This is a genomic window from Belliella kenyensis, assembly GCF_022549675.1.
GTDB classification, from domain to species: domain Bacteria; phylum Bacteroidota; class Bacteroidia; order Cytophagales; family Cyclobacteriaceae; genus Belliella; species Belliella kenyensis.
In genome coordinates this window covers 88114-113388 of sequence record NZ_JAKZGR010000014.1, presented here as the reverse complement: position 1 = coordinate 113388, position 25275 = coordinate 88114, and the positions used below count along the sequence as shown (strand labels likewise).

The 25275-nt window shown below is 38.6% G+C and carries 19 protein-coding genes and 6 tRNA genes; 15 read left to right on the top strand and 10 right to left on the bottom strand.

Going from position 1 to position 25275, the window contains the following annotated elements; genetic code table 11:
- Positions 1-17: 17 nt before the first annotated feature.
- Positions 18-746 carry an SH3 domain-containing protein gene (locus tag MM214_RS14880; protein WP_241296523.1) on the bottom strand — a complete coding sequence of 243 codons (729 nt, stop codon included), beginning with the start codon at positions 744-746 and terminating at the stop codon, positions 18-20.
- A 115-nt stretch (positions 747-861) separates the two neighbouring features.
- Here MM214_RS14880 and MM214_RS14875 point away from each other — a divergent pair.
- The 6 genes from MM214_RS14875 (at position 862) to MM214_RS14850 (ending at position 2847) form a co-directional block, all read left to right on the top strand.
- Positions 862-934, top strand: a tRNA-Lys gene (locus MM214_RS14875).
- A 187-nt stretch (positions 935-1121) separates the two neighbouring features.
- A tRNA-Pro gene (locus MM214_RS14870) sits at positions 1122-1195 on the top strand.
- Between the two features lie 33 nt (positions 1196-1228).
- Positions 1229-1302: transfer RNA gene (locus MM214_RS14865), tRNA-Arg, on the top strand.
- A gap of 85 nt (positions 1303-1387) precedes the next feature.
- Positions 1388-1460: transfer RNA gene (locus MM214_RS14860), tRNA-Lys, on the top strand.
- A gap of 218 nt (positions 1461-1678) precedes the next feature.
- Positions 1679-1752: transfer RNA gene (locus MM214_RS14855), tRNA-Arg, on the top strand.
- Positions 1753-2184: 432 nt separating this feature from the next.
- On the top strand, positions 2185-2847 hold the full coding sequence (locus MM214_RS14850) for an MCP four helix bundle domain-containing protein (protein WP_241296521.1): 663 nt from the start codon (positions 2185-2187) through the stop codon (positions 2845-2847).
- Positions 2848-3037: 190 nt separating this feature from the next.
- On the opposite strand, the gene MM214_RS14845 is transcribed toward MM214_RS14850, so the two are convergent.
- Genes MM214_RS14845 through MM214_RS14825 form a run of 5 tightly spaced genes read right to left on the bottom strand, consistent with a single transcriptional unit; the run spans position 3038 to position 8404 of the window.
- Positions 3038-3940, bottom strand: coding sequence for a sugar phosphate isomerase/epimerase family protein (locus MM214_RS14845; protein ID WP_241296519.1), 903 nt, complete (start codon positions 3938-3940; stop codon positions 3038-3040).
- 58 nt (positions 3941-3998) lie between these two features.
- Positions 3999-4556, bottom strand: coding sequence for a gluconate 2-dehydrogenase subunit 3 family protein (locus tag MM214_RS14840; protein WP_241296517.1), 558 nt, complete (start codon positions 4554-4556; stop codon positions 3999-4001).
- Positions 4557-4574: 18 nt separating this feature from the next.
- A complete protein-coding gene (locus MM214_RS14835) occupies positions 4575-6251 on the bottom strand; it encodes a GMC oxidoreductase (RefSeq protein WP_241296515.1) in 1677 nt (558 codons plus the stop codon).
- 32 nt (positions 6252-6283) lie between these two features.
- On the bottom strand, positions 6284-7159 hold the full coding sequence (locus tag MM214_RS14830) for a hydroxypyruvate isomerase family protein (protein WP_241296513.1): 876 nt from the start codon (positions 7157-7159) through the stop codon (positions 6284-6286).
- Between the two features lie 9 nt (positions 7160-7168).
- Positions 7169-8404: a nucleoside permease gene (locus MM214_RS14825; protein WP_241296511.1), complete on the bottom strand. Its 1236-nt coding sequence runs from the start codon at positions 8402-8404 to the stop codon at positions 7169-7171.
- Positions 8405-8680: 276 nt separating this feature from the next.
- On the opposite strand from MM214_RS14825, the gene MM214_RS14820 reads away from it, so the two are divergent.
- From MM214_RS14820 to MM214_RS14805, 4 genes are read left to right on the top strand one after another with little or no spacing between them, the layout of a single operon-like run.
- Positions 8681-9850: a Gfo/Idh/MocA family protein gene (locus MM214_RS14820; RefSeq protein WP_241296509.1), complete on the top strand. Its 1170-nt coding sequence runs from the start codon at positions 8681-8683 to the stop codon at positions 9848-9850.
- Between the two features lie 55 nt (positions 9851-9905).
- The gene (locus tag MM214_RS14815; RefSeq protein ID WP_241296506.1) at positions 9906-10958 is read left to right on the top strand and encodes a sugar phosphate isomerase/epimerase family protein; all 1053 of its coding nucleotides are present in this window, start codon (positions 9906-9908) and stop codon (positions 10956-10958) included.
- 32 nt (positions 10959-10990) lie between these two features.
- On the top strand, positions 10991-11416 hold the full coding sequence (locus tag MM214_RS14810) for a c-type cytochrome (protein ID WP_241296504.1): 426 nt from the start codon (positions 10991-10993) through the stop codon (positions 11414-11416).
- A gap of 3 nt (positions 11417-11419) precedes the next feature.
- Complete coding sequence (locus tag MM214_RS14805; protein WP_241296502.1) at positions 11420-12157, top strand: 3-keto-disaccharide hydrolase; 738 nt, start codon at positions 11420-11422, stop codon at positions 12155-12157.
- A 66-nt stretch (positions 12158-12223) separates the two neighbouring features.
- Here MM214_RS14805 and MM214_RS14800 read toward each other — a convergent pair whose 3' ends face one another.
- On the bottom strand, positions 12224-12952 hold the full coding sequence (locus MM214_RS14800) for a lysophospholipid acyltransferase family protein (protein WP_241296500.1): 729 nt from the start codon (positions 12950-12952) through the stop codon (positions 12224-12226).
- Between the two features lie 310 nt (positions 12953-13262).
- On the opposite strand from MM214_RS14800, the gene rpsA reads away from it, so the two are divergent.
- Positions 13263-15032 (top strand): 30S ribosomal protein S1, encoded by a 1770-nt coding sequence (gene rpsA, locus MM214_RS14795; protein WP_241296498.1) that lies wholly within the window; start codon positions 13263-13265, stop codon positions 15030-15032.
- Positions 15033-15454: 422 nt separating this feature from the next.
- Here rpsA and MM214_RS14790 read toward each other — a convergent pair whose 3' ends face one another.
- The 3 genes from MM214_RS14790 to MM214_RS14780 form a co-directional block, all read right to left on the bottom strand.
- Positions 15455-17677 carry a xanthine dehydrogenase family protein molybdopterin-binding subunit gene (locus MM214_RS14790; RefSeq protein WP_241296496.1) on the bottom strand — a complete coding sequence of 741 codons (2223 nt, stop codon included), beginning with the start codon at positions 17675-17677 and terminating at the stop codon, positions 15455-15457.
- Positions 17678-17680: 3 nt separating this feature from the next.
- On the bottom strand, positions 17681-18145 hold the full coding sequence (locus tag MM214_RS14785) for a (2Fe-2S)-binding protein (RefSeq protein WP_241296494.1): 465 nt from the start codon (positions 18143-18145) through the stop codon (positions 17681-17683).
- 426 nt (positions 18146-18571) lie between these two features.
- Positions 18572-18642, bottom strand: a tRNA-Cys gene (locus tag MM214_RS14780).
- Positions 18643-18971: 329 nt separating this feature from the next.
- Between MM214_RS14780 and MM214_RS14775 the strand changes: the two genes are divergently transcribed.
- Genes MM214_RS14775 through MM214_RS14760 form a run of 4 tightly spaced genes read left to right on the top strand, consistent with a single transcriptional unit; the run spans position 18972 to position 25267 of the window.
- The gene (locus MM214_RS14775) at positions 18972-20231 is read left to right on the top strand and encodes a c-type cytochrome (protein ID WP_241296492.1); all 1260 of its coding nucleotides are present in this window, start codon (positions 18972-18974) and stop codon (positions 20229-20231) included.
- A gap of 36 nt (positions 20232-20267) precedes the next feature.
- Positions 20268-23351 (top strand): TAT-variant-translocated molybdopterin oxidoreductase, encoded by a 3084-nt coding sequence (locus MM214_RS14770; protein ID WP_241296489.1) that lies wholly within the window; start codon positions 20268-20270, stop codon positions 23349-23351.
- 18 nt (positions 23352-23369) lie between these two features.
- Positions 23370-24734: an NrfD/PsrC family molybdoenzyme membrane anchor subunit gene (gene nrfD / locus MM214_RS14765; protein WP_241296487.1), complete on the top strand. Its 1365-nt coding sequence runs from the start codon at positions 23370-23372 to the stop codon at positions 24732-24734.
- A gap of 2 nt (positions 24735-24736) precedes the next feature.
- Complete coding sequence (locus tag MM214_RS14760) at positions 24737-25267, top strand: DUF3341 domain-containing protein (protein ID WP_241296485.1); 531 nt, start codon at positions 24737-24739, stop codon at positions 25265-25267.
- Positions 25268-25275: the final 8 nt, after the last annotated feature.

Genomic DNA, 25275 nt, shown 5'->3' with positions numbered 1-25275 from the left:
TACCCATCGAAGTAACACTAAAGCTTTGTAATGCTTTCCTTTTTCACATATCCTTTTTTGTCTTCCCAATCAATTTCATACCAGTTATCTTTTGATGATTTGATAATCACCCTATGGCCCGGGTCTACATTGTAAAGGAGTTTTCCTCCTGCTGTAGGCTTATCCATGATGATGGTAGGGCTACCTGTCACTATCCCAGTGTCAGGTCCACTCAAGAAGTTGTTAGACGCAAAGGTTAATAAAATCAAAGCAAATGTAGGGACGTAATATTTTGGAGCTTTGAGGCTTTTGCCTAAGAATATCAATAGAAAAACCGAAACAAGAAGTAAGAGACTTAATGTCGAAGTGATTTCAATCTGAAAGTCTGTTGCAAAATTGAGAAATCTATCCCAATCATTTAGTTCGTATCCTACTAGGTTGGATTGTTCAGTCAATGTTTTGATTTTGGTAATCACTCTTGGATTTGGATTGATGTCGTAAAATTTAGCCAAATAATAGCTCGCTTTTGAAAAATCACCTCTTCCTTCTTCAATAAAAGCCATTTTCAGAAGCATTGCAGGGGAGAAAGCTTGCTCTTGATTTAGTAGATTTTCATATATTACCATTGATTCTTGATAATTCTTCGTAGCAAACAAAGAATCTGCTTTTTGAAGCTCATTTGTATTGGCTTGACAGTTAAAGCTTTGTATAACTGTCAGTAAAAATATTGTAAATTTTGTAAGAAAGTTTGTCTTTGAGTTTTGCATTTTAAAATAGTCCGCTTAAATTTGCAGTCCAATTACGGCAATGATTTAACAAAAAACAAGTCAAAAACCGGAAAAAATAAAGCTTTCTAAAAGGGAGAGTTGAGTAAATTATTAAGATTCCGTAGCTCAGTTGGTAGAGCATAACACTTTTAATGTTAGGGTCCTGGGTTCGAGCCCCAGCGGGATCACAAGAATATTACGCAAGGTGTATGGCCGAGAAGCCTGTTCCACTGACGTAGCGAATGCTGAGTCAAGATCGGGAAGCCCAGAGCTGATGCAGTTGTTACCTTAAGATGTAAGATAGTAATTGAAAGACTATTAATAATGTTTAATAGTTCATATTGAAATAGATATTTAGGAGTTGAAAGTATAGTTCGGGGTGTAGCGTAGCCCGGTATCGCGCCACATTTGGGATGTGGAGGTCGTAGGTTCGAATCCTGCCACCCCGACAATTTGCTAAATTCCATATATCAATACTTCAAGGTCTTGTAGCTCAACTGGATAGAGCAACTGCCTTCTAAGCAGTAGGTTTCAGGTTCGAGTCCTGACAGGATCACAAAATAACATTTCAAATCATCTACAATGAAAATAGATGACTAGAAACAATACTTGTCATAAGAGATGAGTTCTCAAAAATATATGATTCCGTAGCTCAGTTGGTAGAGCATAACACTTTTAATGTTAGGGTCCTGGGTTCGAGCCCCAGCGGGATCACATTTATTACTCACAAGATGTATGGGCGAGAAGCCTGTCCCGATGACGAAGCGAATGCGGAGTCAATATCGGGAAGCCCCAGCGGGATCACATTTATTACACACAAGGTGTATGAGAGAGAAGCCTTTCCCCGATGACTATGCAATTATATAGTCTATTCAGGAAGGCATCATATGAATTTTAGAAGTTACCTCCAGATGGGGGTTTTCTTGTTTATTGGTCTTGTAGCTCAACTGGATAGAGCAACTGCCTTCTAAGCAGTAGGTTTCAGGTTCGAGTCCTGACAGGATCACAGGCCTCCGAATTGCGGAGGTTTTTTTTTTACATTATATTAGATTGAATCCTCTAGGTTCAATAGCTTTTATGAAAATCATTGCATAGTTAATATCTTTTAATAGTTTATCTGATTATACGCTTTTTTGCCATTAACGTCAATTCATTGGCTCAACAGGTTGTTAATGGTCAATATCCATAAGTATCCAATATCAATTTATATCGGAAGTTAGATAAATCGGAGTTTTGTAATGTTATTGGCAAAGTTCCGTATATCCATAAAAGTTTATATTTCTTTTACCCAGATTTAGTAGTGTTTGACGATTCATTTATTCTTGTTTCACATTATCCTAATTTTCAGCTTTGATGATAGGTTTTGTTTTGTTTTATTTGTGGTTCAATTCGTATTAATTTCAGTAATATAGCTGGATTATAAACCCAAATTTAAGTGATGATGAAAGCGCGCAGGTCCTTGAATAATAAGCTGAAAGCAGCTGTTGTATTGACTTTTTTGTTACTAGTTATTTTTGGCAAAAATATCCTAGACAGAAAGAATTTTACTGAGTTAGAAGAGTCCTTTGTTTCGGTTTATGAGGATCGGCTAGTCGTAGAAAGTTATATATTTTCAATATCAGAAAGCTTGTTCAGAATAAAGCTGCTAGTAAATCATTGCTGGGATGAAGGGGATTACTCCCACGTATTGGAGGATATCAAAGAATATGAGGACAATATATTAGATATCGTTGCTACTTTCGAATCTACCAAACTCACAGATTCAGAAAATGAGTTTTTGACAGATTTTAGAAAAATCATAGAGAACAATTTAAGAATTGGAGACTATGATCTGCTCTACTCTGAGGAAAACGGTATCAATGAAGAGCAGGTTCACATTTATAATGGCTATATAGAGCGAGCGCTGAGTGATTTAGAAAAGCTCTCTCAAATACAGATAGAAGAAGGCAAGAGAATGGCGGAGAACTCAGAAAAAGTAGTAAATAGATCTAGAATTTGGGCACAATTTGAAATTGCAGCACTATTAATTTTGGTATTGATTATTTACATTCTGATATATGCTTCAAGAAATATAAAATCCACGCTAATTGAGGAGGAATAAAAATTAATAGCCGTTTTAGATTTAATCAAGTTAGTAAACTATCTCAATTAAATCTAAAACGGCTAAATATTGTTTCTTAACAAGCTGTCAAATGTGTTTTTTCAGTGACTTTGAATCACTTTTCATATAGGCGAAGGTGTTAAAGTTATTGATACAGCTTGATGATATGTTATAATGTGATTGATTTGACTCATATTGTCAAGTTCCTCATGTAATTTGCATTTTTTTCAGCAGCTTCCATAGGTGTGAGACCATCGAATTTTTCCTGTTCTACCATGAAGTATTCCATTCCTTTATTTTTTGCAGTATTGATGATCTTTGCATAATCTATAGAACCCTCGCCTATTAATGTAGAAGCATCAAGCTGCGATTCATCTGCCTCTTTCAACCTATCTTTAACATGTCCAAGAGGAAATCTATTTGGGTATTTTTCTATCCAATTGATTGGATCTTCTCCAGCTGTATATACCCAATAAAGATCAAGCTCATAATTGACAAGGTCTGCATCAGTATTTTCGATAAGGTACTTTTGAGGGATTTCTCCGTCCAATTCGTCGAAAGTATATCCGTGATTATGGTAGGCGAATTTCAAACCGTTCTGTTTACATATCTCTCCTTGTTTGTTAAATTCATCTGCAAGACGTTTAAAATCATCCATGGACTTTTGAGGGCCTACATACGGGTTGATAAGGTACTTCATGCCAATTTCCCCAGCTTCCCTCGCTTGTTGCTCAAGGTTTTCAAAAGTGTTGGTATGAGAAGCTATTATTTCTATGTTTAAGCTGTCCATTAGATCTTTGAATTCGGTGTTTTTCATACCCCAAAAAATACCTTTTCCTAGATTACAGCTTTCTATATATTTGTAACCATAGCTAGCAAGTGCTTCTATTGTAGCTTTTGGGTCTTTCATCATGTCTTCTTTGACTGACCATAGTTGAATCCCAAATGGGCCTAAATTTCCACTTGAAGAGCTGAATTTTGACTCTTCATTAGAATTACCGCTTTCTTTTTTTGGGCTACAAAATTGTAAAGGTAAAAGTGCACCGATTCCTAATGCAGCACTTACTTGTAAGAATTTTCTTCTATTTTTCATTTGAAACTAGGGTTTTGTTAATATAAAAAGAGAGACTCTTTTAAGTCTCTCTTACTTTTTAAAGAGCAAATACTCTGTCTCCCTTTTTGTAATCCATACACCCATCATACCTTCCAGGAGCCTCTACAAAACGCAATTGTTGAGTTGCGCCAATTTCTGAGGTGAAATATCCTAATACAGTAAGATCCTTGAGCATTCCGATAACTTTTGGATCTCCATTTTCGCTTTCTTTCGCTTTTTTGTTCATCTCATTGAGAAATGCGGTTCGCTCATCTGTAGACGCATTCATGAAGTCTTTTCCATTTGCGTCTTTAAAATCCTTTCTTAACTGATTCAATCCTGAAATAAAAACAGTTTGTTGATCTCCATTGTAGGTGTCTTTGACCATCATGACCATAAACTCTCCTATTCCAGCAGCCTTTGCGCCAGGAGTGTCTGTGGTAGGTATAATAGCTTCGCCAATTTCATCAAGAAATGCGATTTGATCTGGGGTGAATTCCAGACCTACGATTTGGTCTTCGGGACTACATCCTGTAAGGATTACATTAGCACCTACCATAGCTCCGCCCATCATCAAAGCAAAGCTTTTTATTGCATCACGTCTATTCATTGCCATAATTCAGTACTTTTTTGATTAAAGGTTGCCTTTTTTAAGTTCTTCTACAGCAAATGCAGCTGCACGTGCCGTAAGTGCCATATAAGTCAGCGAAGGGTTTTGAGCCGCAGCTGAGGTCATACATGCACCGTCTGTGACGAATACATTTTTGGCATCCCATACTTGGTTATTACCATTGAGGACGGATGATTTTGGGTCTCTACCCATCCTTGCTGTACCCATTTCATGGATTCCTTGACCGAAAGTATATCCAGCATCAAAAGTGTTTACATTTTTGAGTCCTGCGGCTTCTAACATTTCAGCTGCATCATTCATCATGTCTACACGCATTTTGTTTTCATTTTCTTTGATTTCAGCATCCATTTCCAAGGCTGGAAGACCCCACTTATCTACTACAGTTTTGCTTAAGGAGATTTTGTTTTCATGATAAGGAAGGATTTCTCCAAAAGCAGTAATCCCCATACTCCATGGACCTGGCTCACTCAGTGCTTCTTTAAGTTGTGACCCAAAATTGATCTCGGCGACATTTCTGCTCCATCCAGATCTTGAAGCACTTCCTTGATACCCAAATCCTCTCAAGTAATCTCTTTTATCATCACCTATATTCCTGAATCTTGGGATGTATACCCCATTTGGTCTTCTTCCAAAATAGTATTTGTCCTCGTATCCTTCAGCAGTGCCATTTGCACCTACTCTAAAATGGTGATCCATGATATTGTGACCTAATTGATCTGAGCTACTTCCTAAACCTCCTGGCCAAACATCTGTAGCTGATCTCATTAAAATTGCAGCGGACCCGATAGCAGATGCACATAAAAATACAATTTTTGAATTGAATTCTATGACTTCATTTGTTTCAGAATCAATTACTTCTACGCCAGTTGCTTTTTTTGTGTCTTTGTCATAGAGCAACCTGCTGACGATCGAATACGGTCTCAAAGTCAAATTACCTGTTTTCATGGCAGCAGGCAATGTGGAAGACTGTGTGCTGAAATATCCTCCAAATGGACAGCCTAACCAACACTTGTTTCTGTATTGACAATTGGTTCTTCCTGGTAGCGGCTCTGTAATATTCGCTACTCGACCTATGGTCATGTGTCTGGAATTGCCATATTTATCTTTGATTCGAGCAGCTACATCCTTTTCTACGCAATTAAGATCCATTGGCTTTTGGAATTCGCCATCTGGAAGGTGAGGTATGCCGTCTTTGGATCCTGAAATTCCTGCAAATTTCTCAACATAGCTATACCATGGAGCGAGGTCTTTGTACCTGATAGGCCAATCCACAGCTATACCCTCCTTTAGATTGGCTTCAAAATCCAAATCTGCAAGTCTATAACTTTGTCTTCCCCAAAGAAGTGATCTTCCACCCACCTGATTGCCTCTAAACCATGCAAAAGGTTTCTTTTCTACATATGGAGAATTTGATTCGTGTGCCCACCAATCAAGGTTTTGTTCATTAAGAACATAATCTCTTTTAAGGTTGGGATGATTTTCGATCATTTCTAATGTCCTCCTACCTCTGTGAGGGATTTCCCAAGGGGCTTGAGTTGCATTCTTATAATCTTTGATGTGTTCTACATTCTTACCTCTTTCTAAAAGTAGAACTTTCAGACCTTTTTCAGTCAGTTCTTTTGCAGCCCAGCCACCACTGATTCCGGAGCCGACTACTATTGCATCATATTGATTTGCCATAATCTTATTTTGAGCTTATTTTAATTTCAATCTTAAACATCACAGATGCTAACAGCTTCTGCCAAAGAAGCTAGTTTGTCTTCTGCTTTTGGGATAAATTCTTGACATACATATCCTTTGAATCCTGTCTCCACTATAGCTTTCACTACAGCAGGATAGTTTATTTCTTGAGAATCATCAATCTCATTTCTGCCAGGGTTCCCCGCTGTATGATAATGAGCAATATATTGATGATTGTTTTTGATAGTCCGGATGATATCCCCCTCATCTATTTGCATGTGATAAATATCGTATAAAAGTTTAAAATTTTCACTTCCCAGTCTTTTACACAACTCTACACCCCATGAAGTCCTATCGCACATATAATCTGGATGATCCACCCTGCTATTCAGGAGCTCCATGACAAGTGTTACGCCATATTGTTCAGCTATTCCTATTATTTTCTTTAGACCCTCGACAGAGTTTTGAAGTCCAGTTTCATCATCCATCCCATCTCTATTTCCACTAAAACAGATCAAATTTTTATAACCTGCCTTCGCTACTTGTGGGATCGCTTCAGAATAATTTTTAACCAATTGATCATGGTAAGCTTTATTATTGAATCCTTTTACAAGAGAGATTTCAGCGCCGTTGCACATGGAGCAAGTTACTCCATTAGACTTTAGAATGTGCCAATCTTTTGGACCTACTAGATCTATGGCATTGAAGCCAATTTTTTTAACAGCTTTACATAGTTCATCTAAGGATAAGTGTGGGAAAGTCCAAGCACAAACAGCATGGTTTACATTACCTTTTAGGCTAAGATTCTTCACTTGTTCTGCATTGATTTGTATCAAAGGAGCAGCACTAGCAGCCAAAGTTCCTGCCATAATTTTCTTGATGCTTGCTCGCCTATTGATTTGATTCATGGTATTGGATTAATTTAGGTTTGAAACTTTTTTGGAATCTTCTTTGAAAAAAACCAAGAAGAAAATCACCACGGCTAACGCAATTCCAGAAGGTATTAACCAAATGGATTGCCAAATATGTGAGCCGTCTTCCAGTAAGTACATGTCAGCGACAATACCCGCTATGTAAAAGCCGATCAGCATACCTACACCATAGGTAGCTAAAGTGATTAAGCCTTGAGCAGCAGATTTGAATCGTGCCCCTGCCTTAGAGTCTGTGTAGATCTGTCCTGACACAAAAAAGAAATCATAGCATATTCCATGTAAAGCGATACCGACAATCAGGAGTGGAAGTCCACTATCTGCATTACCATATGCAAAAAGTAAATACCTCACTACCCATGCAATCATTCCGACCAACAATGTTTTTTTGAAACCAAATCGCTTAAAGAATAGTGGTAACAGCAACAAGAACAACGCTTCTGAAACTTGTCCAATTGTCATTTTTCCTGTAGGGTCGCTTACTCCAATTTCTGCTAAAAATGGGTTAGCATTTTGATAGTAAAAGGCCAAAGGGATACATATTAGAATAGATGAAGCAAAGAATGCAGCGAAATTTTTGTCTTTAAGGAGTTTTATGGCATCAAGGCCTAGTATTTCAGATACTTTTAACTTTTGAGTTTTGTCAGCTTTTGGAGGTGTAGCTGGTAAAAAGAATGAGAATATTCCTAAAACTATAGAACCTATACTTGCCATTAGGAAAGTGTTTCTCAATAGACCCTGAGCCAGGTTTTCTGAAGAATCCCAATGAAAGAGATAGCTGATGGATGCACCTGCAATGATCCATCCTATTGTTCCCCATACTCTAATTCCAGAAAAGGATTTCTCAGGATCAGACATTTGATTAAAGGAAACTGAGTTAACCAATGCCAGTGTAGGCATAAATAATATCATGTACACTAAAAGGAATGGATAGAAGCTCGCAAATTCTGTTGAATTATACATGTAAAACATCAAGCCACCTCCCACTAAGTGAAGAAATCCCAAAATCCTTTCTGCATTAAAGAAACGATCAGCGATCAATCCTATAATAAAAGGTGCGATAATTGCCCCCAGAGATTGGGTTGAGAAGGCTGTAGCTATTTGAGCTCCTGTGGCATTTAGATTGGTGCCTAAGAATGTGCCTAAAGTAACAAACCATGATCCCCAGACAAAAAACTCTAGGAACATCATGAAAGATAGGCGAAAGCGAATTCCTGTACTCATTAATTTAATTGGTTAATAGGTTTAAGTAGTTAGATTTAAAGAAATGATTTGCCAAACTATTAATTTTAAATTTAAATTTTAGCCTTTTTCTCTTAATTTTAAGTTTTACTGATTCAAAATAATGAATGAATATTGCCTACTTCAGCTATACCAAAAAGGTAAATCAAAAAAGATTTTGATTTACAATAGTATTCGGTGTTTGTCTTAGGGTATATTATTCTATTCTGAACAATACAGCAATATCATAATTTAATTTTAATAATAAAATTGATCAAGATGCAAAATACTCAAAAATTGAAGATGGGAATGATAGGCGGTGGACCAGGATCGTTTATCGGTGCTATTCATAGAAGTGCGGCACTTTTAGATGGGCTTATTGAATTGACTGCTGGGGCTTTTAGTAGTGATCCAGTGAAGTCTAAGCAGGCAGGTGAAGCCTTAATGCTTGATCCTTCAAGAGTTTATGAATCATATGATCAAATGCTCGAAATGGAGTCCCGACTGCCTGCCTCTGAGCGCATTGATATTGTGAGTATTGTTACCCCAAATCATGCCCATTTTGGACCAACCAAAAAGGCATTGGAGCTAGGTTTTCATGTGATTTTAGACAAACCCATGACACTAGATTATTCAGAAGCCAAAGAGTTATACAGAATTATCCATAATGCAAAAACCGAATTTGCACTAACGCATACATACACAGGTTACCCAATGGTCAAGCAAGCCAAGCAAATGGTGGCTGATGGAGTCATAGGTGAAGTGAGAAAAGTTTATGTCGAATACCCGCAAGGTTGGCTATGGAAGCTTTTAGAGACAGAGGATAATAAACAAGCTCAGTGGAGAACGGACCCTAGCAGAAGTGGCAGCTCGGGATGTTTCGGTGATATCGGAACTCATGCATTCAATCTTGCAGAATATGTATCTGGTCAGAAAGTAGCAAAAATTTGTGCAGATATAGATATCAAAGTTGCTGGGAGAAAGCTTGATGATGATGGAGCTCTCTTGATGAGGTTTGAAAACAATGCTTCGGGGATTCTCACAGCATCTCAAATTGATACTGGAGCTGAAAACAATTTAAAAATTAAAGTTTACGGAGATAAAGGAGGTTTAGAGTGGCAGCAAGAGGATTGCAATACTTTAATCGTAAGGTGGCCAAATGAGCCAGATCAAATATATAGGGCTGGGACACCTTATCTTTCTAGCTTAGCACAAGAAAACACAAGGACACCTGCAGGTCATCCAGAAGGTTACATTGAGGCTTTTGCTAATATTTACCGAAACTTTGCAAGATGCATAGTGGCTAAGCAAAAAGGGCAGCAACCTAAAAAGGAATGGTTAGATTATCCGGGAGCAGAGGATGGCATTCGAGGAATGGCCTTTGTGCAGCATGTATTGGATAGCGCTGAGTCAGATATGAAATGGACTCCACTAGTGGTAGAAAAGTAAGCTTATGAATAGCTATTGAATAATAAACATAAAATAACAAAAACTATTTGAACCTATGAAAACAATAAAAGGGCCGGCAGTATTTCTGGCACAATTTGTAGATGATCAAGCACCCTTTAATAGCCTGAAGAGTATCTGTGAATGGATGGCTTCAGTAGGTTATTATGGTGTACAAATCCCCTCTTGGGATAGTCGATTGATTGATCTCCAGAAAGCTGCGGAAAGTCAGACTTATGCAGATGAAATCAAAGGTATTGTGAATGAGGCTGGATTAGAAATTACTGAACTTTCTACTCACCTGCAAGGACAGTTAGTAGCCGTTCACCCTGCATACAACGAATTATTTGATGGTTTTGCACCTGCTGAATTGTCAGGAGACCTAAAAGGGAAGGCAGCTTGGGCGACCCAGCAGCTTAAGTATGCGGCTAAAGCATCAAAGAACTTGGGACTCACAGCACATGCTACTTTCTCTGGTGCATTGATGTGGCATACCGTGTATCCATGGCCTCAGCGACCTGCAGGTCTTGTAGATACAGGTTTTGGGGAATTGGCCAGAAGGTGGATGCCTATTTTGAATGAATTTGAAGAAAATGGGGTGGATGTATGTTATGAATTGCACCCAGGAGAGGATCTGCACGATGGTGTTACTTTTGAGATGTTTTTGGAAAAGGTGAATCATCACAAGAGAGCCAATATTTTGTATGATCCAAGTCACTTCGTATTGCAGTGTCTGGATTATTTGCAATTCATCGATTTTTATCATGAAAGAATCAAAATGTTTCATGTCAAGGATGCTGAATTTAACCCGACAGGGAAGCAGGGTGTTTATGGTGGATATCAAGGATGGGTAGAGCGAGCAGGAAGATTCCGCTCGTTAGGAGATGGTCAAGTTGATTTTAATGGTATATTTAGCAAACTTTCTCAATATGATTTCGATGGATGGGCAGTGCTAGAATGGGAATGTGCTATCAAGCATCCTGAGCAAGGGGCGATAGAGGGAGCTCAATTTATTTCGGATCAGATCATTAGGGTGACAGAGAAAGCATTCGATGATTTTGCAGGTCGTGGCGCAGATGAAGCATTCAATAAAAAGATTTTAGGAATTTAATATTACCATACCTTAATAACACAAAACACATAATGAATTCAAGAAAAACACTTTCCCTTGGTTTAGTAGCACTTACCACTCTTGCTTATGCATGTGGAGGAGGCAGTCAAGAGTCAACACAATCGGCTGATGGTGCCAATTCGGCCTCTACACAGGAAGCAAATATCAGCTTAGAAGACAAGTATAAAGATAACCCAGTATTTATCACTGGGTCTGCCAAGGCAAAGGAAGCTGGTTGCACAGCTTGTCATATGATAGAGAGAAAAGTAGTAGGTCCTTCCTATGCAGATGTGGCAGCGAAATATGAAAATACTCCAGAAAATATCTCCATGCTAGCCGATCATGTGATCAATGGAAATGTTGGAAACTGGGGAGAAATTCAAATGCCTTCGCATCCACACTTGGAAAGAGCTGATGTGGAGGATATGATCAAATACATCTTATTACTTAAAAAATAAATCATGAAAAAACCTATGATTGCTGCAATTGTTGCTGCTTCTTTAGCATTTTCTTGTAGCCGAACACAAGAAATAAGGGAAGTTACGATACAAGCAGAAGAAATCGAAGTTGAGCCCGAATGGACAAGCCTATTTGATGGTGAATCATTTAAAGGCTGGAAAAAATATGGAGGGGAAGAAGTAGGAGAGGCTTGGAAAGTTCAAAATGGCACAATTTATCTTGATGCTACAAACAAGGCTGATTGGCAAACAGGGGATGGTGGAGATATCGTAACTGAGGAAGAGTTTGATAACTTTCACTTGAGATTAGAGTGGAAGATTGCCAAAAATGGCAATAGTGGTATTATCTTCTTTGTACACGAATCTGATGAGTACAGCTATCCTTGGAATACAGGAATGGAAATGCAAATCCTCGACAATGATGGCCACCCGGATGCTAAAATCACTACACACAGAGCAGGTGATTTGTACGACTTGATCGAGTCATCAGAAGAGACTGTGAAAGAAGTAGGTGAGTGGAATCTTGCAGAAATCATTGCTGACAATGGTCATTTAGAATTGCACTTGAATGGTGTGAAGATCGTGGAGACTACCATGTGGACTCCTGAATGGGAAGAGCTAATAGCTGGGAGCAAATTTAAAGACATGCCTGGTTTTGGGACGTTCAAAAAAGGCAAGATTGCTCTTCAGGATCATGGAGATGAAGTTTGGTTTAGAAATATTGAAATCAAAAAACTGTAACTTTTTCTAAGTTTTAATAGAAATCCGTATTTCAATGAAAAACCGAGTGATTGCCACTCGGTTTTTTTATTCGTGTGTCAAAATCATAGCCTCTAACCTATTGAAGCACTTTTCAGCTAGTCCATTGATGTTTTGATTGGCTTGGAAAGAAGCTGGGTCTATTGCGTTTGAGAAGTAGATATTGATCAAACCAGGTTTAAGCAAGATAGATCCTCTCTTCATTACTTTGTCAGCGCCAATGATTGCCATGGGAATGATATGAATACCTGTTTCTATTGCAATTCGAAAAGCACCTTTTTGAAAAGGGAGAAGAGCATGGCTGCTGTTATTTCTAGTTCCTTCGGGTGCCACGACAATAGAAATGCCCGATTGTAGAATTTCTAATAATGCTTTCACCGATTTTTTCCTTGACAAAGCGTCTTTTCTATCTACCCAAACAGCCAGTCGGGAGGCTATTATGCCAAAAACCGGGATCCGAGATAATTCCTTTTTGCCAATTGCTTTTACTTCTTGAGCTATGGCCATAGGGATTACAGGAGCATCTATGAATGAGCGATGATTGAAGATGTAAATGTACGGCTGGTTTAAGTCGATATGTTCTTTGCCATGGACTCGGTATCGAATTCCTACCAAAGTAGACCATGTACTGATCCATATTCTGATAGCGATAAAGGCTATCTTGCCTCCCTTGGGAGATAAAGCATAAGGAATCACCACAAACCAGCCAAATGTCAGCATGAATAAGGTAAATAATAAAGCTGCATATATTGTATAAACCCACTGAATGATTTTCATAGCTCGGTTAATTTTGCTATTTTTGTACAAGTTTAAACAATTTACTAACTCTTTGCTTGCAAAATTCACCCTTGAGAACGTTCTCAAGGGTTTTATTTTTCTATATTCATTTTATTGGTAAAGCTTTATGAAGCTGAGGCTTTAGACAAAACTTTTTCTATTCAATATTTTCAATTAATTAAAAATCACTACCTTTGCAATCCGTTCGGTCGGACGGGGTTTCTGGTGTTGATTATCAGGGACTTTTCTAAAACTAAAAACCTCAACCCGATGATCCTAGGGTTGTTGAAAATCAGGATTATTTTATAATATGTCTAATCAAAAAGATTTTAACTGGGACGATTTCGGAACCAAAGGTTTTGGTGAAGGTTACTCCAAAGACAAAAGAGCCGAAATGGAAGCTCTTTATGCTGGAACTCTGAATGAGATCACAGAAAAAGAAGTTATCAAAGGTACTGTAGTTGGTATCAATGATAAAGATGTGATCATCAACATTGGTTTCAAATCTGATGGTTTGGTTCCAAGAACAGAATTCAGAGACCTTCCAGACCTAAAGATCGGTGACGAGGTAGAATTGTTCATCGAAGAGCAAGAGAATGCTTTGGGTCAGCTTGTACTTTCTAGAAAGAAAGCAAGAATGGTACGTGCTTGGAGCGATATCGAAGAAGCGCTTGAGCATGACAATGTGATCGAAGGTCTTGTTAAGAGAAGAACTAAGGGTGGTTTGATCGTAGATATCTACGGTGTAGAAGCCTTCCTACCGGGTTCTCAGATCGACGTGAAGCCTATCAGAGATTTCGATATCTATGTAGGTAAGAAAATGGAAGTGAAAGTGGTGAAAATCAACCACACTAACGATAACGTTGTAGTATCTCACAAAGTATTGATCGAGAAAGATCTTGAGAAGCAAAAAGCTGAGATCTTGAATAACCTTGAGAAAGGTCAAGTACTTGAAGGTGTGATCAAAAATATGACTAATTTCGGTGTATTCATCGATTTGGGTGGTGTTGATGGTTTGCTTCACATTACTGATATTTCTTGGGGTAGAATCAATCACCCAGAAGAAGTTCTTAACCTTGATGACAAAGTTCAGATCGTTGTTCTTGACTTCGATGATGATAAGAAGAGAATTTCGTTGGGTATGAAGCAGCTTACTGCTCATCCTTGGGATGCGCTTTCTGCTGAACTTGAGGTAGGTTCTAGAGTAAAAGGAAAGATTGTAAACGTAGCTGACTATGGTGCATTCCTTGAGCTTGCTCCAGGTGTAGAAGGTTTGATTCACGTATCTGAAATGAGCTGGTCTCAGCACTTGAGAAACCCTGCTGATTTCGTAAAAGTAGGTGATGAAATCGAGGCTGTAGTATTGACACTTGACAAAGACGAAAGAAAAATGTCTCTTGGCATCAAGCAGTTGACTGAAGATCCATGGACCAAAGGTGACATGGCTGCTAAGTACGCTGTAGGTACTAAGCACAAAGGTGTGGTAAGAAACTTGACTAACTTCGGTTTATTCCTTGAATTGGAAGAAGGTATTGATGGTCTAGTTCACGTTTCTGACCTTTCTTGGACTAAGAAAATCAAGCACCCATCTGAATTCGTAAAAGTAGGAGATGAGCTAGAAGTAGCAGTTCTTGAACTTGATGTTGAAAACAGAAGATTGGCTCTTGGTCACAAGCAGTTGGAAGAAAACCCATGGGATACTTTTGAAAATGTATTCCCAGTAGGATCTGATCACAAGTGTACTGTAGTGTCTAAAAATGATAAAGGCGCAGTACTTGAACTTCCTTACGGATTAGAAGGATTCGCAACTACCAAAAACCTAGAGAAAGCTGACGGTACTTCTGTAGAAGTGGGTGAGTCTATCGAGTTCAAAGTAACTGAATTCTCTAAAGACGATAAGAGAATCGTTCTTTCTCATACAGCTACTTTCAGAGAAGAAGCTAAGCCAGCGGCTGCTCCTAAGAAAGCTAAGAAGAAAGAAGATGCTCCTGCATCATCTGCACCAGCTGAAAAGTCCACCCTTGGTGACTTAGATGCTTTGGCAGAGTTGAAAGAGAAAATGGAAGGTGGAAAGAAATAAGAGAATAGACTAAAGACGTAAGAATTTAGACTTAGCTTATACCATATTTCAGAAAGTGGCTACCAAGAGGTGGCCACTTTTTTTATTCTATTTAGTCTTGGGAAAAGCTATTTTTCTTTCTGTGGTCAATAGTCGATTTTCAAAACCTAGCTTTCTCCTCAAATAGTAATGTTTTTCTATGAGATGGACTTTCTTTCTGACTCTTCTGGAGTTTCTCAGGTTTGGATTTTTGATTTGGTTTCCATGGCTTTGAACCAGGTGACTTTTTTAGCATAATCGAGACTGATTACAGCGTGAGCAAAGTTGTTGTTACAATTTCTTGTTTGGATGACGGTGAAGCTTAGCTAATACCTGTTTTATCTCCAGAAGGAGGAAGGGAATTAATGAAAGTGTTTTTTGTTGGATAGAGTATTTTGTAAGACTTAATTTTCAAAATACTCCCTTAAAGGCAATTCATAAATTCTTTTCCCTAGGTGATTTGATAATGCGTTTACTATTGCCGCAGCAACAGGGCCTTGAGCAGCCTCACCTGCGCCCAGTGGTTTTTCTTCAGGACGATTAATGATGTGTACTTCGATATCAGGAATATCTTTAGCTCTAAAGATGGGGTAGGAGTTCCAATCTTTGCTGATAATCTCTTTTTCATTGTATTGAACTGCCTCAAGGATTGTCCAACTTGCAGATTGTATCATGCCGCCTTCAGTCTGATTGATCAAGCCGTCAGGGTTGATACATTGTCCAGCTTCTATTACGCTGATCATTTTCTTGATTTTCAGTTTTTCTCCTTCATTTTCTAAGGTTACCATTACAGCAAAATAAGCAGCCGAGTTTTTATATTGAGCGAAGGCAATTCCGCTTTTTGATTTTGTTCTTTCAGAAAGGTTTTCCCATTCAGTTTTAGATTTTAAAGTTTTCAAGACCTCTATGGCCCTATTGTTTTTGAGGTTTTGAATTCTAAAATCGAATGGGTCCATTTTGGCTATACTTGCCAGCTCATCGATAAAAGATTCCAAGGCAAAAATATTTCCATAAGCGCCAAGACCCCTCAAGGCAGAGGTTCGAAGTGGTCCTTCATAATCATATAGCAATAATGCCTTGTCAGTGATCTCATATAATGGTGAAGCATTCCTATAAGATCCTCCAGAAAATCCGCCCTTCTTAAACTCAAACGGCTTCGCAAGATGTCTAGCAGAAACATAGTGCCCAGCATTCCCATTTGGTCTTGTGCTATGTGTATCAGACCATATCTCTGTTTTCCAAGAGGTGATATTTCCATTTTGATCCAAGCCCGCCTCTAAAGTGAGCTGCATAGCACTTCCATAAGGCTCCCATCGATGCTCATTGTCGCGCATCCATTGAAGCCTCACAGGCTGATTCGGTAGGTGTCTTGCAATCATAGCTGCTTCGGCTGAGACATCATCAGCACTATTGTGTCCATAGCATCCCGAGCCAGGCATACCGATACATCGAATACTTTCTTTCTCTATAGAAAACAAGTCTGCCAAAGTGTTTTGCAATGGATACACACCTTGTGTAGGTGACCAAACGGTTAATTTTTGATTATCCCATTGGGCAACGGCGCAACCAGGTCCTGTTGACCCATGCATGGTATATGGCTTTCTATAAGTTGATTTTAGCTGATTTTTAGCTTGTTTTATCGTTTGATTGATGGTGGGGCTAGCTTCTACTTCTTTTGGATTGCTAGCTTTATTTTTCATATTGGAGAAAAGGTCTCCCATAGCTGGCTCAATATTGGTGGACTCCCATTTAGCGATCTCTATTATCTTTTCACGAGCTTTGATAGCTTGATATTCTCTTTTGGCCACAATAGCTACAAAACTACCGTCAACGATAAGTTTCACGACTCCGGGTAGTTGAGAAATTTTACTTTCGTCTAATGCTTCTAGCTTAGCATTATAGCTTGGAGGGTGGACTACCCTGGCATGAAGCATTCCCTCGAGTCGAAGATCATGTATGAAATGTGGCTCACCCTTTATCATTTTTGAAATGTCAGCTCTTGGGATGGATTTCCCGACAATTACATGATTTTTAGGGTTTTTGATAGGAGCTTCACCAGTGATCTTGCCTTCTATAAATTCTCCATTTAATAGTTCCCAGTAGCTGATTTTCCTGTTTTCTGGCCCCAGAATTGCTCCGTTTTTTGCTTCTACTTGATCGATATTGACTTGCCAAAGTTTGGCAGCTTCTTGGATCAAATAGTATTTAGCTTCTGCTGCAGCTTGTCTTATTGCACTACCACTGCCCTCTACAGAGTTGCTTCCTGCGGTATAGCCTTCGTTTGCAGTCTGAGCAGTATCTCCATTGATGATATGGCAAATGTCAAAGGGCACTTCTAATTCTTCTGCGGCTATTTGCAAAAGTGCTGTTCTGATACCTTGTCCTAATTCTTGTTTTCCAGTTAAAACCGTGACAAAACCCTTAGCATCTAATCTGATCCAAGAGTCCATAATATCCTTTCCAGCGTTAGGTCTTATCGCTATGCCTGGGTATGTACTTAGATCCGTTTGATTTTCTGGGTTTGTACAAAACTGTAAAAATGGGAACAAATTGAAACCAATGATTAATTGACCACTTGTTTTGAGAAATGATCTTCTGTTCTGATTGTTGGTGGTGGTGTCTTTCATATCTTATTCTTTTTGGGCTATAGCATTTTCTACAGCTCTAATAAATCTGACATGGGTACCACACCTACAGATTACTTGTTGTAGTGCATCCTTGATTTGTAATCTATTAGGCTGGGGAATATTGCGTAAAAGGGCTACAGCTGATATCAGCATGCCATTCAAGCAATACCCACATTGAGCCGCTTGTGCTTCAAAAAATGCTTTCTGAACTGCATGGAGCTTATTATTTTGAGATAAGTGTTCAATAGTCTCAATGTCTTTGCCTTCAAAATATTCACACGAGTTCATGCACGTGGGCTCCGCTTGATCATCTACTAAAACCATGCATGCGCCGCATTGATGAAGGCCACATCCATATTTGGCACCAGACAATTTAAACTCCTCCCTCAGCACATAGAGTAAAGGCTCCTCTGGGTCTAGTTCATGTTTGGTTTTTTTACCATTTACTTTAAGGGTGATTTTTTTCATGGCCGATCATTTGTCATTTTTCAGGAATGTGATTAACAACTTTTAATATACTTGAAATAAGCCATTGTTGACAGAAGTGTTTTGAAGAGAGGAAGATATATGTTCTCAGTGGGGCGTAAAATCAAATCATTTTTCCAAAAATGTGAAATTGGCACTAACGAAAAATATAACGGCAATATGTCAAATGAGTAAAAAGTAAGCTACATAGCTGCAAAGGTAAATGAAATTACATCATTGAGAATTTTATTGAAAATCAGACTTAAGTGGGAACTTGATGTCTTTGGTAAAAGGCTAGTTGTCGATAAATATGGAAAAAGAAATGATGCTGAATTTTAGTAAAAAAATATCTACTAGTATGAAAACTGAAATGGTGAGAAATAGATGAATTTAAATAAAAAAAGCACTTCTTTAAATGAAGTGCTTTTGAGGTCGAGAGCGGATTCGAACCGCTGTACAAGGTTTTGCAGACCTCTGCCTAGCCACTCGGCCACCCGACCATTATGTAAATGGAATGCAAATGTAGGTATAATATCAAATTTTCCAAAAAATGATTAGAAATTTATGTAAATGAAAATTTTGAAAGTATTAGGAATTCTCCAATCATCCAAAATCTGCAAACAAAGATTTATTTATAAAGATTCTAAATTAATGTTAAAATGATTTATTGTGATGTAAATAATTGATAAACAATTAAATACGATATACTATCAGCTTTGTGCGCTTCATTGTCAAGAAATGATGTCAAGTTTGAAATGTAGAAACGGGGTAGTACATTTGCACTGTTTATTTAAAAACCGTGAATTAAACTGTTTAATAAGTAATAAATATGTCAATCAAACGCTCATTATTAAGTGTTCCCTTAAGAATTAGCACGCTGGCTATGGTGTTATTCCTAATGATAGGAGCACAAGCCTTCGCTGCTCATCCGGATGTTTCTGACAGTGAAGAAGCCATTGCGGCGGGTAAAACCCTCTTCAATGCCAACTGTAAGACCTGTCATAAACTAGATCAAAAATACACCGGGCCAGCCCTTCGCGGTGTGACAGAGAGAAGAACCATAGACTGGGCAAAGAATTTCATCAAGAATTCAAGTGCATTGATAGCCTCTGGGGATGCTCAGGCAGTAGCCATTTACAAGGAGTTCAATAACCTTGCCATGCCTTCTCACACTTTCTTAAGTGACACAGATTTAGAAAATCTACTTTCCTACATCGAGTATGGAGATAAGGGATCTACTGGAGGTGAAGTAGCAGCTGGTGAAGGATCTCAGGCATCTTCGGGTGGTTCAGGAGTACCTAGTGAGTATTTGACTATTATCGTAGCGGTAATGGTTGTCGTATTATTACTCATTCTTATCGTTCTAGGGTTGATTATTTCTGTATTGACGAAATACTTGAACAATCAGAACTTGGATGAAGATGATAAAGAATTCATCAACCAAAAATTTGATTTTGGTAAAATATTGAAGAGTGATGCTTTTGTGATCATCGTTACTGCGTTAGTAATTGCCTTGGTTGCAAAAACAGCAATCGATGGGTTGTATAGTGTAGGTATTCAGCAAGGATATGCACCGAAGCAGCCAATTGCTTTCTCACACCAACTACATGCAGGTCAATATGAAATTGAATGTCAATATTGTCATACAGGTGTAGAACTTGGGAAATCTGCCAATATACCATCTGCAAATATCTGTATGAATTGCCATACTCATATTCAGAATGTTGGTGGAAAAGATGGTATTTCTCCAGAGATACAGAAAATCTACAACGCTGTTGAGAAGAATGAGCCTATTGAGTGGGTAAGGATTCACAATTTACCTGACCTAGCCTATTTCAATCACGCACAGCACGTGGCAGTAGGTGGGATCGATTGTCAGACATGTCATGGACAAATACAAGAAATGGAAGTTGTTCATCAGCATAGTTCATTGACAATGGGTTGGTGTATAGACTGTCACAGACAGACTAATATCAATACAGCTGGAAATGAATATTATGATAAATTGGTGCAACTACATTCTGACAGCAAGAACGCCTTGAAGGTGAAAGATATCGGTGGCTTGGAATGTGCTAAATGTCACTATTAATTAAATCTATTGAGAACTACTTTTCTTGAATATAAAATGAAAGAAAATAACAAGAAATATTGGAAAGGAATTGAACAATTAACAAACGATCCTGAGTTTGTTAAAAATGCAGATAAGGAATTTCCTGAGTTTGCATCTTCTGGAAGTGGAGAAGAAGGCCCTTCAAGAAGAGATTTCCTAAAATTAATGGGTTTCAGTTTGGCAGCAGCTTCTTTAGCAGCTTGTGAAGCGCCTGTAAGAAAGGCGATTCCTTATGTGAACAAGCCCGTAGACATAAATCCTTCTATTCCTAACTACTACGCCTCTACATTTGCTTCTGGTGGGGACTATGCGTCCATCGTAGTGAAAACTAGAGAGGGTAGACCAATAAAAGTTGATGGAAATGAGCTTTCCTCAATCAATGGAAAAGGTGTAAGTGCTATCGTTGAAGCTTCTGTTTTGTCATTGTATGACAAACAAAGATTAACTGGTCCCTATATCAATGGAGAAAAATCTGACTGGGCGAAATTAGATTCAGAAGTAAAATCTAAACTAGCTTCTGCTGGTGCAGTTAAAATCGTCACCAATACCCTAATCTCCCCCTCTACAGAAGCAGCCTTGGCAAAATTCGCAGATGCTTTTGGGGGTGCAGAAATAATCACTTATGATCCAGTTTCCAATTACGGTATCACAAAAGCTGCTGAAGTAAGCTATGGTGCTGCTGCACTACCTACCTATCATTTCGACAAGGCTAAGGTAATAGTAAGCTTTGGAGCAGACTTTTTAGGAACGTGGATTTCTCCAATCGAATTTGCTAAGCAATACGCAAAGGGCAGAAAGATTACAAAGGAGAAACCAGAAATGTCAAGACATTATCAGTTTGAATCAAACCTTTCTTTGACTGGTTCGAACGCTGATTATAGAACACCAATCAAAGCTTCTCAAAGTGGACTTGCAGTTTTAGCACTTTACAATGCTATTGCAAAGAAAGCTGGCTCTTCAACATACACAGCTTCAGCTGTAGAAGTTGCTTATTTAGAAAAAGCTGCAAATGAACTTTGGGCAAATAGAGGGTCATCTATAGTGGTATCAGGATCAAATGATCCTAATGTGCAAGTGGTGATCAATGCAATCAATGATTTGCTAAATAACAATGGAATTACAGTAGATTACTCAAAGCCTTCTTACTTTAGAAAAGGTGATGATGCTAGAATGAATCAATTTGTAGCAGATTTGAATGCAGGTAGAGTAGGAGGAGTCGTATTTTACAACTGTAACCCAGCGTATGATTTTGCAAAAGGTGCAGAACTGTCTGCGGGAATTGCAAAAGCGAAGGTCTCAGTGGCTACAAATGGTACAATGGACGAGACAGCTTCTTTGGTACAATATGTAGCACCAGATCATCACTATTTAGAGTCTTGGAATGATTTCAATCCTAGAAAAGGAGAGTACTCGTTGTCTCAACCTACTATTTCACCACTTTTTGACACAAGACAAGCACAAGAAAGCTTCTTGACTTGGTCAGGCGATACTACTAACTACTACGATTTCTTACAAGAAAATTGGAGATCGAATGTATATGGAACTCAATCTGAAATTTCAGATTTCCAAGAGTTCTGGGATCGATCATTATTCAACGGTGTATATAGCATTGCCTCAGAATCTGTGGCAGCCTCTGCTGTGGGTGATATTTCAGCTGCGGCATCTGCTGTAGCTAAAGCTTACAAGGCAGATAATACTGGTACTGAATTAGTTGTTTACACTAAAATTGGTATTGGTAATGGTACTTTTGCTAATAATCCTTGGCTTCAAGAAATGTCTGATCCAATTTCAAAAGCCACTTGGGATAACTATTTGACAGTTTCTCAAAAGTGGGCTAATGATAATGGCTTAAAAATGTTTGAAGGAGCTACTCAAAAGGCTAAACTTACCGTAGGTGATAAGTCTGTAATAGTTCCAGTGCTTGTACAACCAGGTCAAGCTAATGGGACTGTAGGTTTGGCACTAGGGTATGGTAGAACAAAGGCTGGTAGAGTTGCAAATGGAGTAGGTGTCAATGCTTACGAATTACTTAGCTTAAAAGATGGTTTTGTTAATTTTGCAATAACTGAGGGAGTATCTGTAGAATTGACTTCGGATAAATACAAAATAGCTCAGACACAAACACACCAGACTTATATGGGGCGTGACTTTGTGGTTCAAGAGTCTATATTGCCTGAGTATAAAGAGGATGCTTTTGCAGGAAGATATCAACCAAAAATATATAAAGAAGGTGAGTTTGTAAAACCATCCAAAATATCACTTTGGAAAGGACATCAGTATAGCCAACACCACTGGGGACTTGCTATTGATATGAACTCTTGCATTGGTTGTGGAGCTTGTACTGTAGCCTGTCAAGTTGAAAACAACGTGGCTGTAGTTGGTAAGCAAGAGGTTCTCAATAGAAGAGAGATGGCATGGATTCGTATCGATAGATACTATAGCTCTGATGCAGAAGTTGGAGATAATGCAGGTTTAGAGATTGCTTCAGAGAATCCAGAAGTTGTGTTCCAGCCTATGATGTGTCAGCATTGCAACAATGCTCCATGTGAGACTGTATGTCCAGTAGCTGCAACGACTCACTCTTCTGAGGGGCTGAATCAAATGACATATAACAGATGTATAGGTACAAGATATTGTGCAAACAACTGTCCGTATAAAGTAAGAAGATTCAACTGGTTCAAATACCATGACAACAAATCATTTGCTACAGTAAACGTAGCTCAGAATGATGACTTAGGTAAAATGGTACTAAATCCAGATGTGACTGTAAGAGCAAGGGGAGTTATTGAAAAATGCTCTATGTGTGTGCAACGTATTCAATCAGGTAAATTGACTGCGAAGAGAGAGAATAGAAAAATTCAGGACGGAGAGATTAATACTGCATGTGCTACTGCATGTCCTACTGATGCGATCGTATTCGGTGATATGAATGATCCAAACAGTAAGATTACAGCTACTTTGAAGATACAGGAAGACACCCTTTCGGCTACCAAAGAGGTAAATGAAGAGAGAGCATACCATGTATTGGAAGAGGTTAATGTGAACCCGAACGTTTGGTATTTTACCAAAATCAGAAATAAGGATAAATCAGAAGCTTAATAAATAATTTTATAAGATATGCAGGTTACTTCATCCGTACGTGAGCCGCTGATTACAGGCGGTAAAACCTTAAAAGACGTTACCCATGACGTATCAAGACAGGTAGAAGGCAAACCAACTTTAGGTTGGATACTTGGACTTTTGGTAGCAGTAGGTACATTATTATTAGGAAGCCTTGCACTGGTAGCTACCCTATGGGAAGGTATTGGTATGTGGGGTTTGAATAAAACTATTGGTTGGGCTTGGGATATTACCAACTTCGTTTGGTGGGTTGGTATTGGTCACGCTGGTACATTGATCTCAGCTGTATTGTTGCTATTCAGACAAAAGTGGAGAATGGCTATCAATAGAGCAGCAGAAGCTATGACAATTTTCGCTGTAATCTGTGCAGCGATGTTCCCAATTATCCACATGGGTAGACCATGGTTGGGTGCTTACTGGGCCCTACCGCTTCCAAACACATTTGGATCTCTTTGGGTGAATTTCAACTCACCACTACTTTGGGACGTGTTTGCGATTTCTACTTATTTCTCAGTATCCCTTGTTTTCTGGTATATTGGTTTGATTCCTGATTTTGCTACGATTAGAGATAGAGCTACTGGTTTAAGAAAAACCATTTATGGCGCCCTATCTTTTGGTTGGGATGGAGCTGCTAAAACTTGGAGCAGATACGAATCTGTGGCTTTGATTTTGGCTGGTCTTGCGACTCCGCTTGTACTTTCTGTTCACACGATTGTATCCTTTGACTTTGCTACTTCTGTGATTCCAGGTTGGCACACTACAATCTTCCCTCCTTACTTCGTGGCAGGTGCGATTTTCTCAGGTTTTGCTATGGTATTGACCTTGATGATTATTACCAGAAAAGTTTTCAAACTTGAGGACTACATTACCATAGGCCACATAGAATTGATGAATATTGTAATTATCATCACTGGTTCCATAGTAGGTATCGCGTATATTACTGAATTCTTTATAGCATGGTATTCGGGTGTAGAAGCAGAGCAATATGCATTTATCAATAGAGCGTTTGGGCCATATTGGTGGGCATATTGGGCGATGATGACATGTAATGTTATTTCACCACAATTATTCTGGATCAAAAAAATCAGAACTTCTATTGTGGCGACATTTGCACTTTCGATTGTGGTTAATATAGGAATGTGGTTTGAGCGATTTGTAATTATTGTAACTTCACTACACAGAGATTTCTTGCCATCTTCTTGGGCGATGTTCTACCCAACTTTGTCAGATATAGGTGTGTACTTGTTTACCTTCGGTTTGTTCTTCACCTTGTTCTTATTGTTTGCTAAATTCTTCCCAGTAATCAACATGGCAGAGGTTAAGTCAATTGTTAAGTCTTCATCAGAAAAAGTAAATAAATAATCATGGAAAGAGATAAGAATTTTGTCCTCGGTGTATTTGATGATGAGGATGTATTATTAGATGCTATTGCCAAAGTAAGAGGTAATGGAGTTAAGATTCATGAAGTTTATTCTCCATTTCCTGTTCATGGAATAGATGATGTACTGGGGTACAAAAGAAGCAAGCTCCCTATCGCAGCTTTCTTGTTTGGCTTACTTGGTACTACATTGGCTCTGACCATGCAGTTTTACATGATGAAATTTGATTGGCCAATGATCATTGGTGGTAAAGACCACGCTGCTTTTCCTGATTTTATTCCAGTTACCTTTGAATTGACAGTTCTTCTTGCAGCTTTTGGTATGTGTGGAGTATTCTTCGTTTCTTCTAATCTTAAGCCTTGGGCTCAGCCTAGGATTTTTGACCTTAGGATTACAGATGATAAACATGTCGTGGCGATTGATTTGGCAACTAATGCAGGTCTTGGAGAAGAAAAAATAGGTGATATTTTGAAATCTTCTGGTGCATCGGAGGTAAATAAAAAAAGTTTTGAATAGTAACTCAG

Coding starts and splice junctions, on each gene's coding strand:
- MM214_RS14835 (WP_241296515.1), bottom strand. CDS start 6,251: ATGGCAAATCAATATGATGCAATAGTAGTCGGCTCCGGAATCAGTGGT.
- MM214_RS14825 (WP_241296511.1), bottom strand. CDS start 8,404: ATGAGTACAGGAATTCGCTTTCGCCTATCTTTCATGATGTTCCTAGAG.
- MM214_RS14820 (WP_241296509.1), top strand. CDS start 8,681: ATGCAAAATACTCAAAAATTGAAGATGGGAATGATAGGCGGTGGACCA.
- MM214_RS14800 (WP_241296500.1), bottom strand. CDS start 12,952: ATGAAAATCATTCAGTGGGTTTATACAATATATGCAGCTTTATTATTT.
- MM214_RS14830 (WP_241296513.1), bottom strand. CDS start 7,159: ATGAATCAAATCAATAGGCGAGCAAGCATCAAGAAAATTATGGCAGGA.
- MM214_RS14785 (WP_241296494.1), bottom strand. CDS start 18,145: ATGAAAAAAATCACCCTTAAAGTAAATGGTAAAAAAACCAAACATGAA.
- MM214_RS14760 (WP_241296485.1), top strand. CDS start 24,737: ATGGAAAGAGATAAGAATTTTGTCCTCGGTGTATTTGATGATGAGGAT.
- MM214_RS14850 (WP_241296521.1), top strand. CDS start 2,185: ATGATGAAAGCGCGCAGGTCCTTGAATAATAAGCTGAAAGCAGCTGTT.
- MM214_RS14845 (WP_241296519.1), bottom strand. CDS start 3,940: ATGAAAAATAGAAGAAAATTCTTACAAGTAAGTGCTGCATTAGGAATC.
- MM214_RS14805 (WP_241296502.1), top strand. CDS start 11,420: ATGAAAAAACCTATGATTGCTGCAATTGTTGCTGCTTCTTTAGCATTT.
- MM214_RS14770 (WP_241296489.1), top strand. CDS start 20,268: ATGAAAGAAAATAACAAGAAATATTGGAAAGGAATTGAACAATTAACA.
- nrfD (WP_241296487.1), top strand. CDS start 23,370: ATGCAGGTTACTTCATCCGTACGTGAGCCGCTGATTACAGGCGGTAAA.
- MM214_RS14840 (WP_241296517.1), bottom strand. CDS start 4,556: ATGGCAATGAATAGACGTGATGCAATAAAAAGCTTTGCTTTGATGATG.
- MM214_RS14810 (WP_241296504.1), top strand. CDS start 10,991: ATGAATTCAAGAAAAACACTTTCCCTTGGTTTAGTAGCACTTACCACT.
- MM214_RS14815 (WP_241296506.1), top strand. CDS start 9,906: ATGAAAACAATAAAAGGGCCGGCAGTATTTCTGGCACAATTTGTAGAT.
- MM214_RS14880 (WP_241296523.1), bottom strand. CDS start 746: ATGCAAAACTCAAAGACAAACTTTCTTACAAAATTTACAATATTTTTA.
- MM214_RS14790 (WP_241296496.1), bottom strand. CDS start 17,677: ATGAAAGACACCACCACCAACAATCAGAACAGAAGATCATTTCTCAAA.
- MM214_RS14775 (WP_241296492.1), top strand. CDS start 18,972: ATGTCAATCAAACGCTCATTATTAAGTGTTCCCTTAAGAATTAGCACG.
- rpsA (WP_241296498.1), top strand. CDS start 13,263: ATGTCTAATCAAAAAGATTTTAACTGGGACGATTTCGGAACCAAAGGT.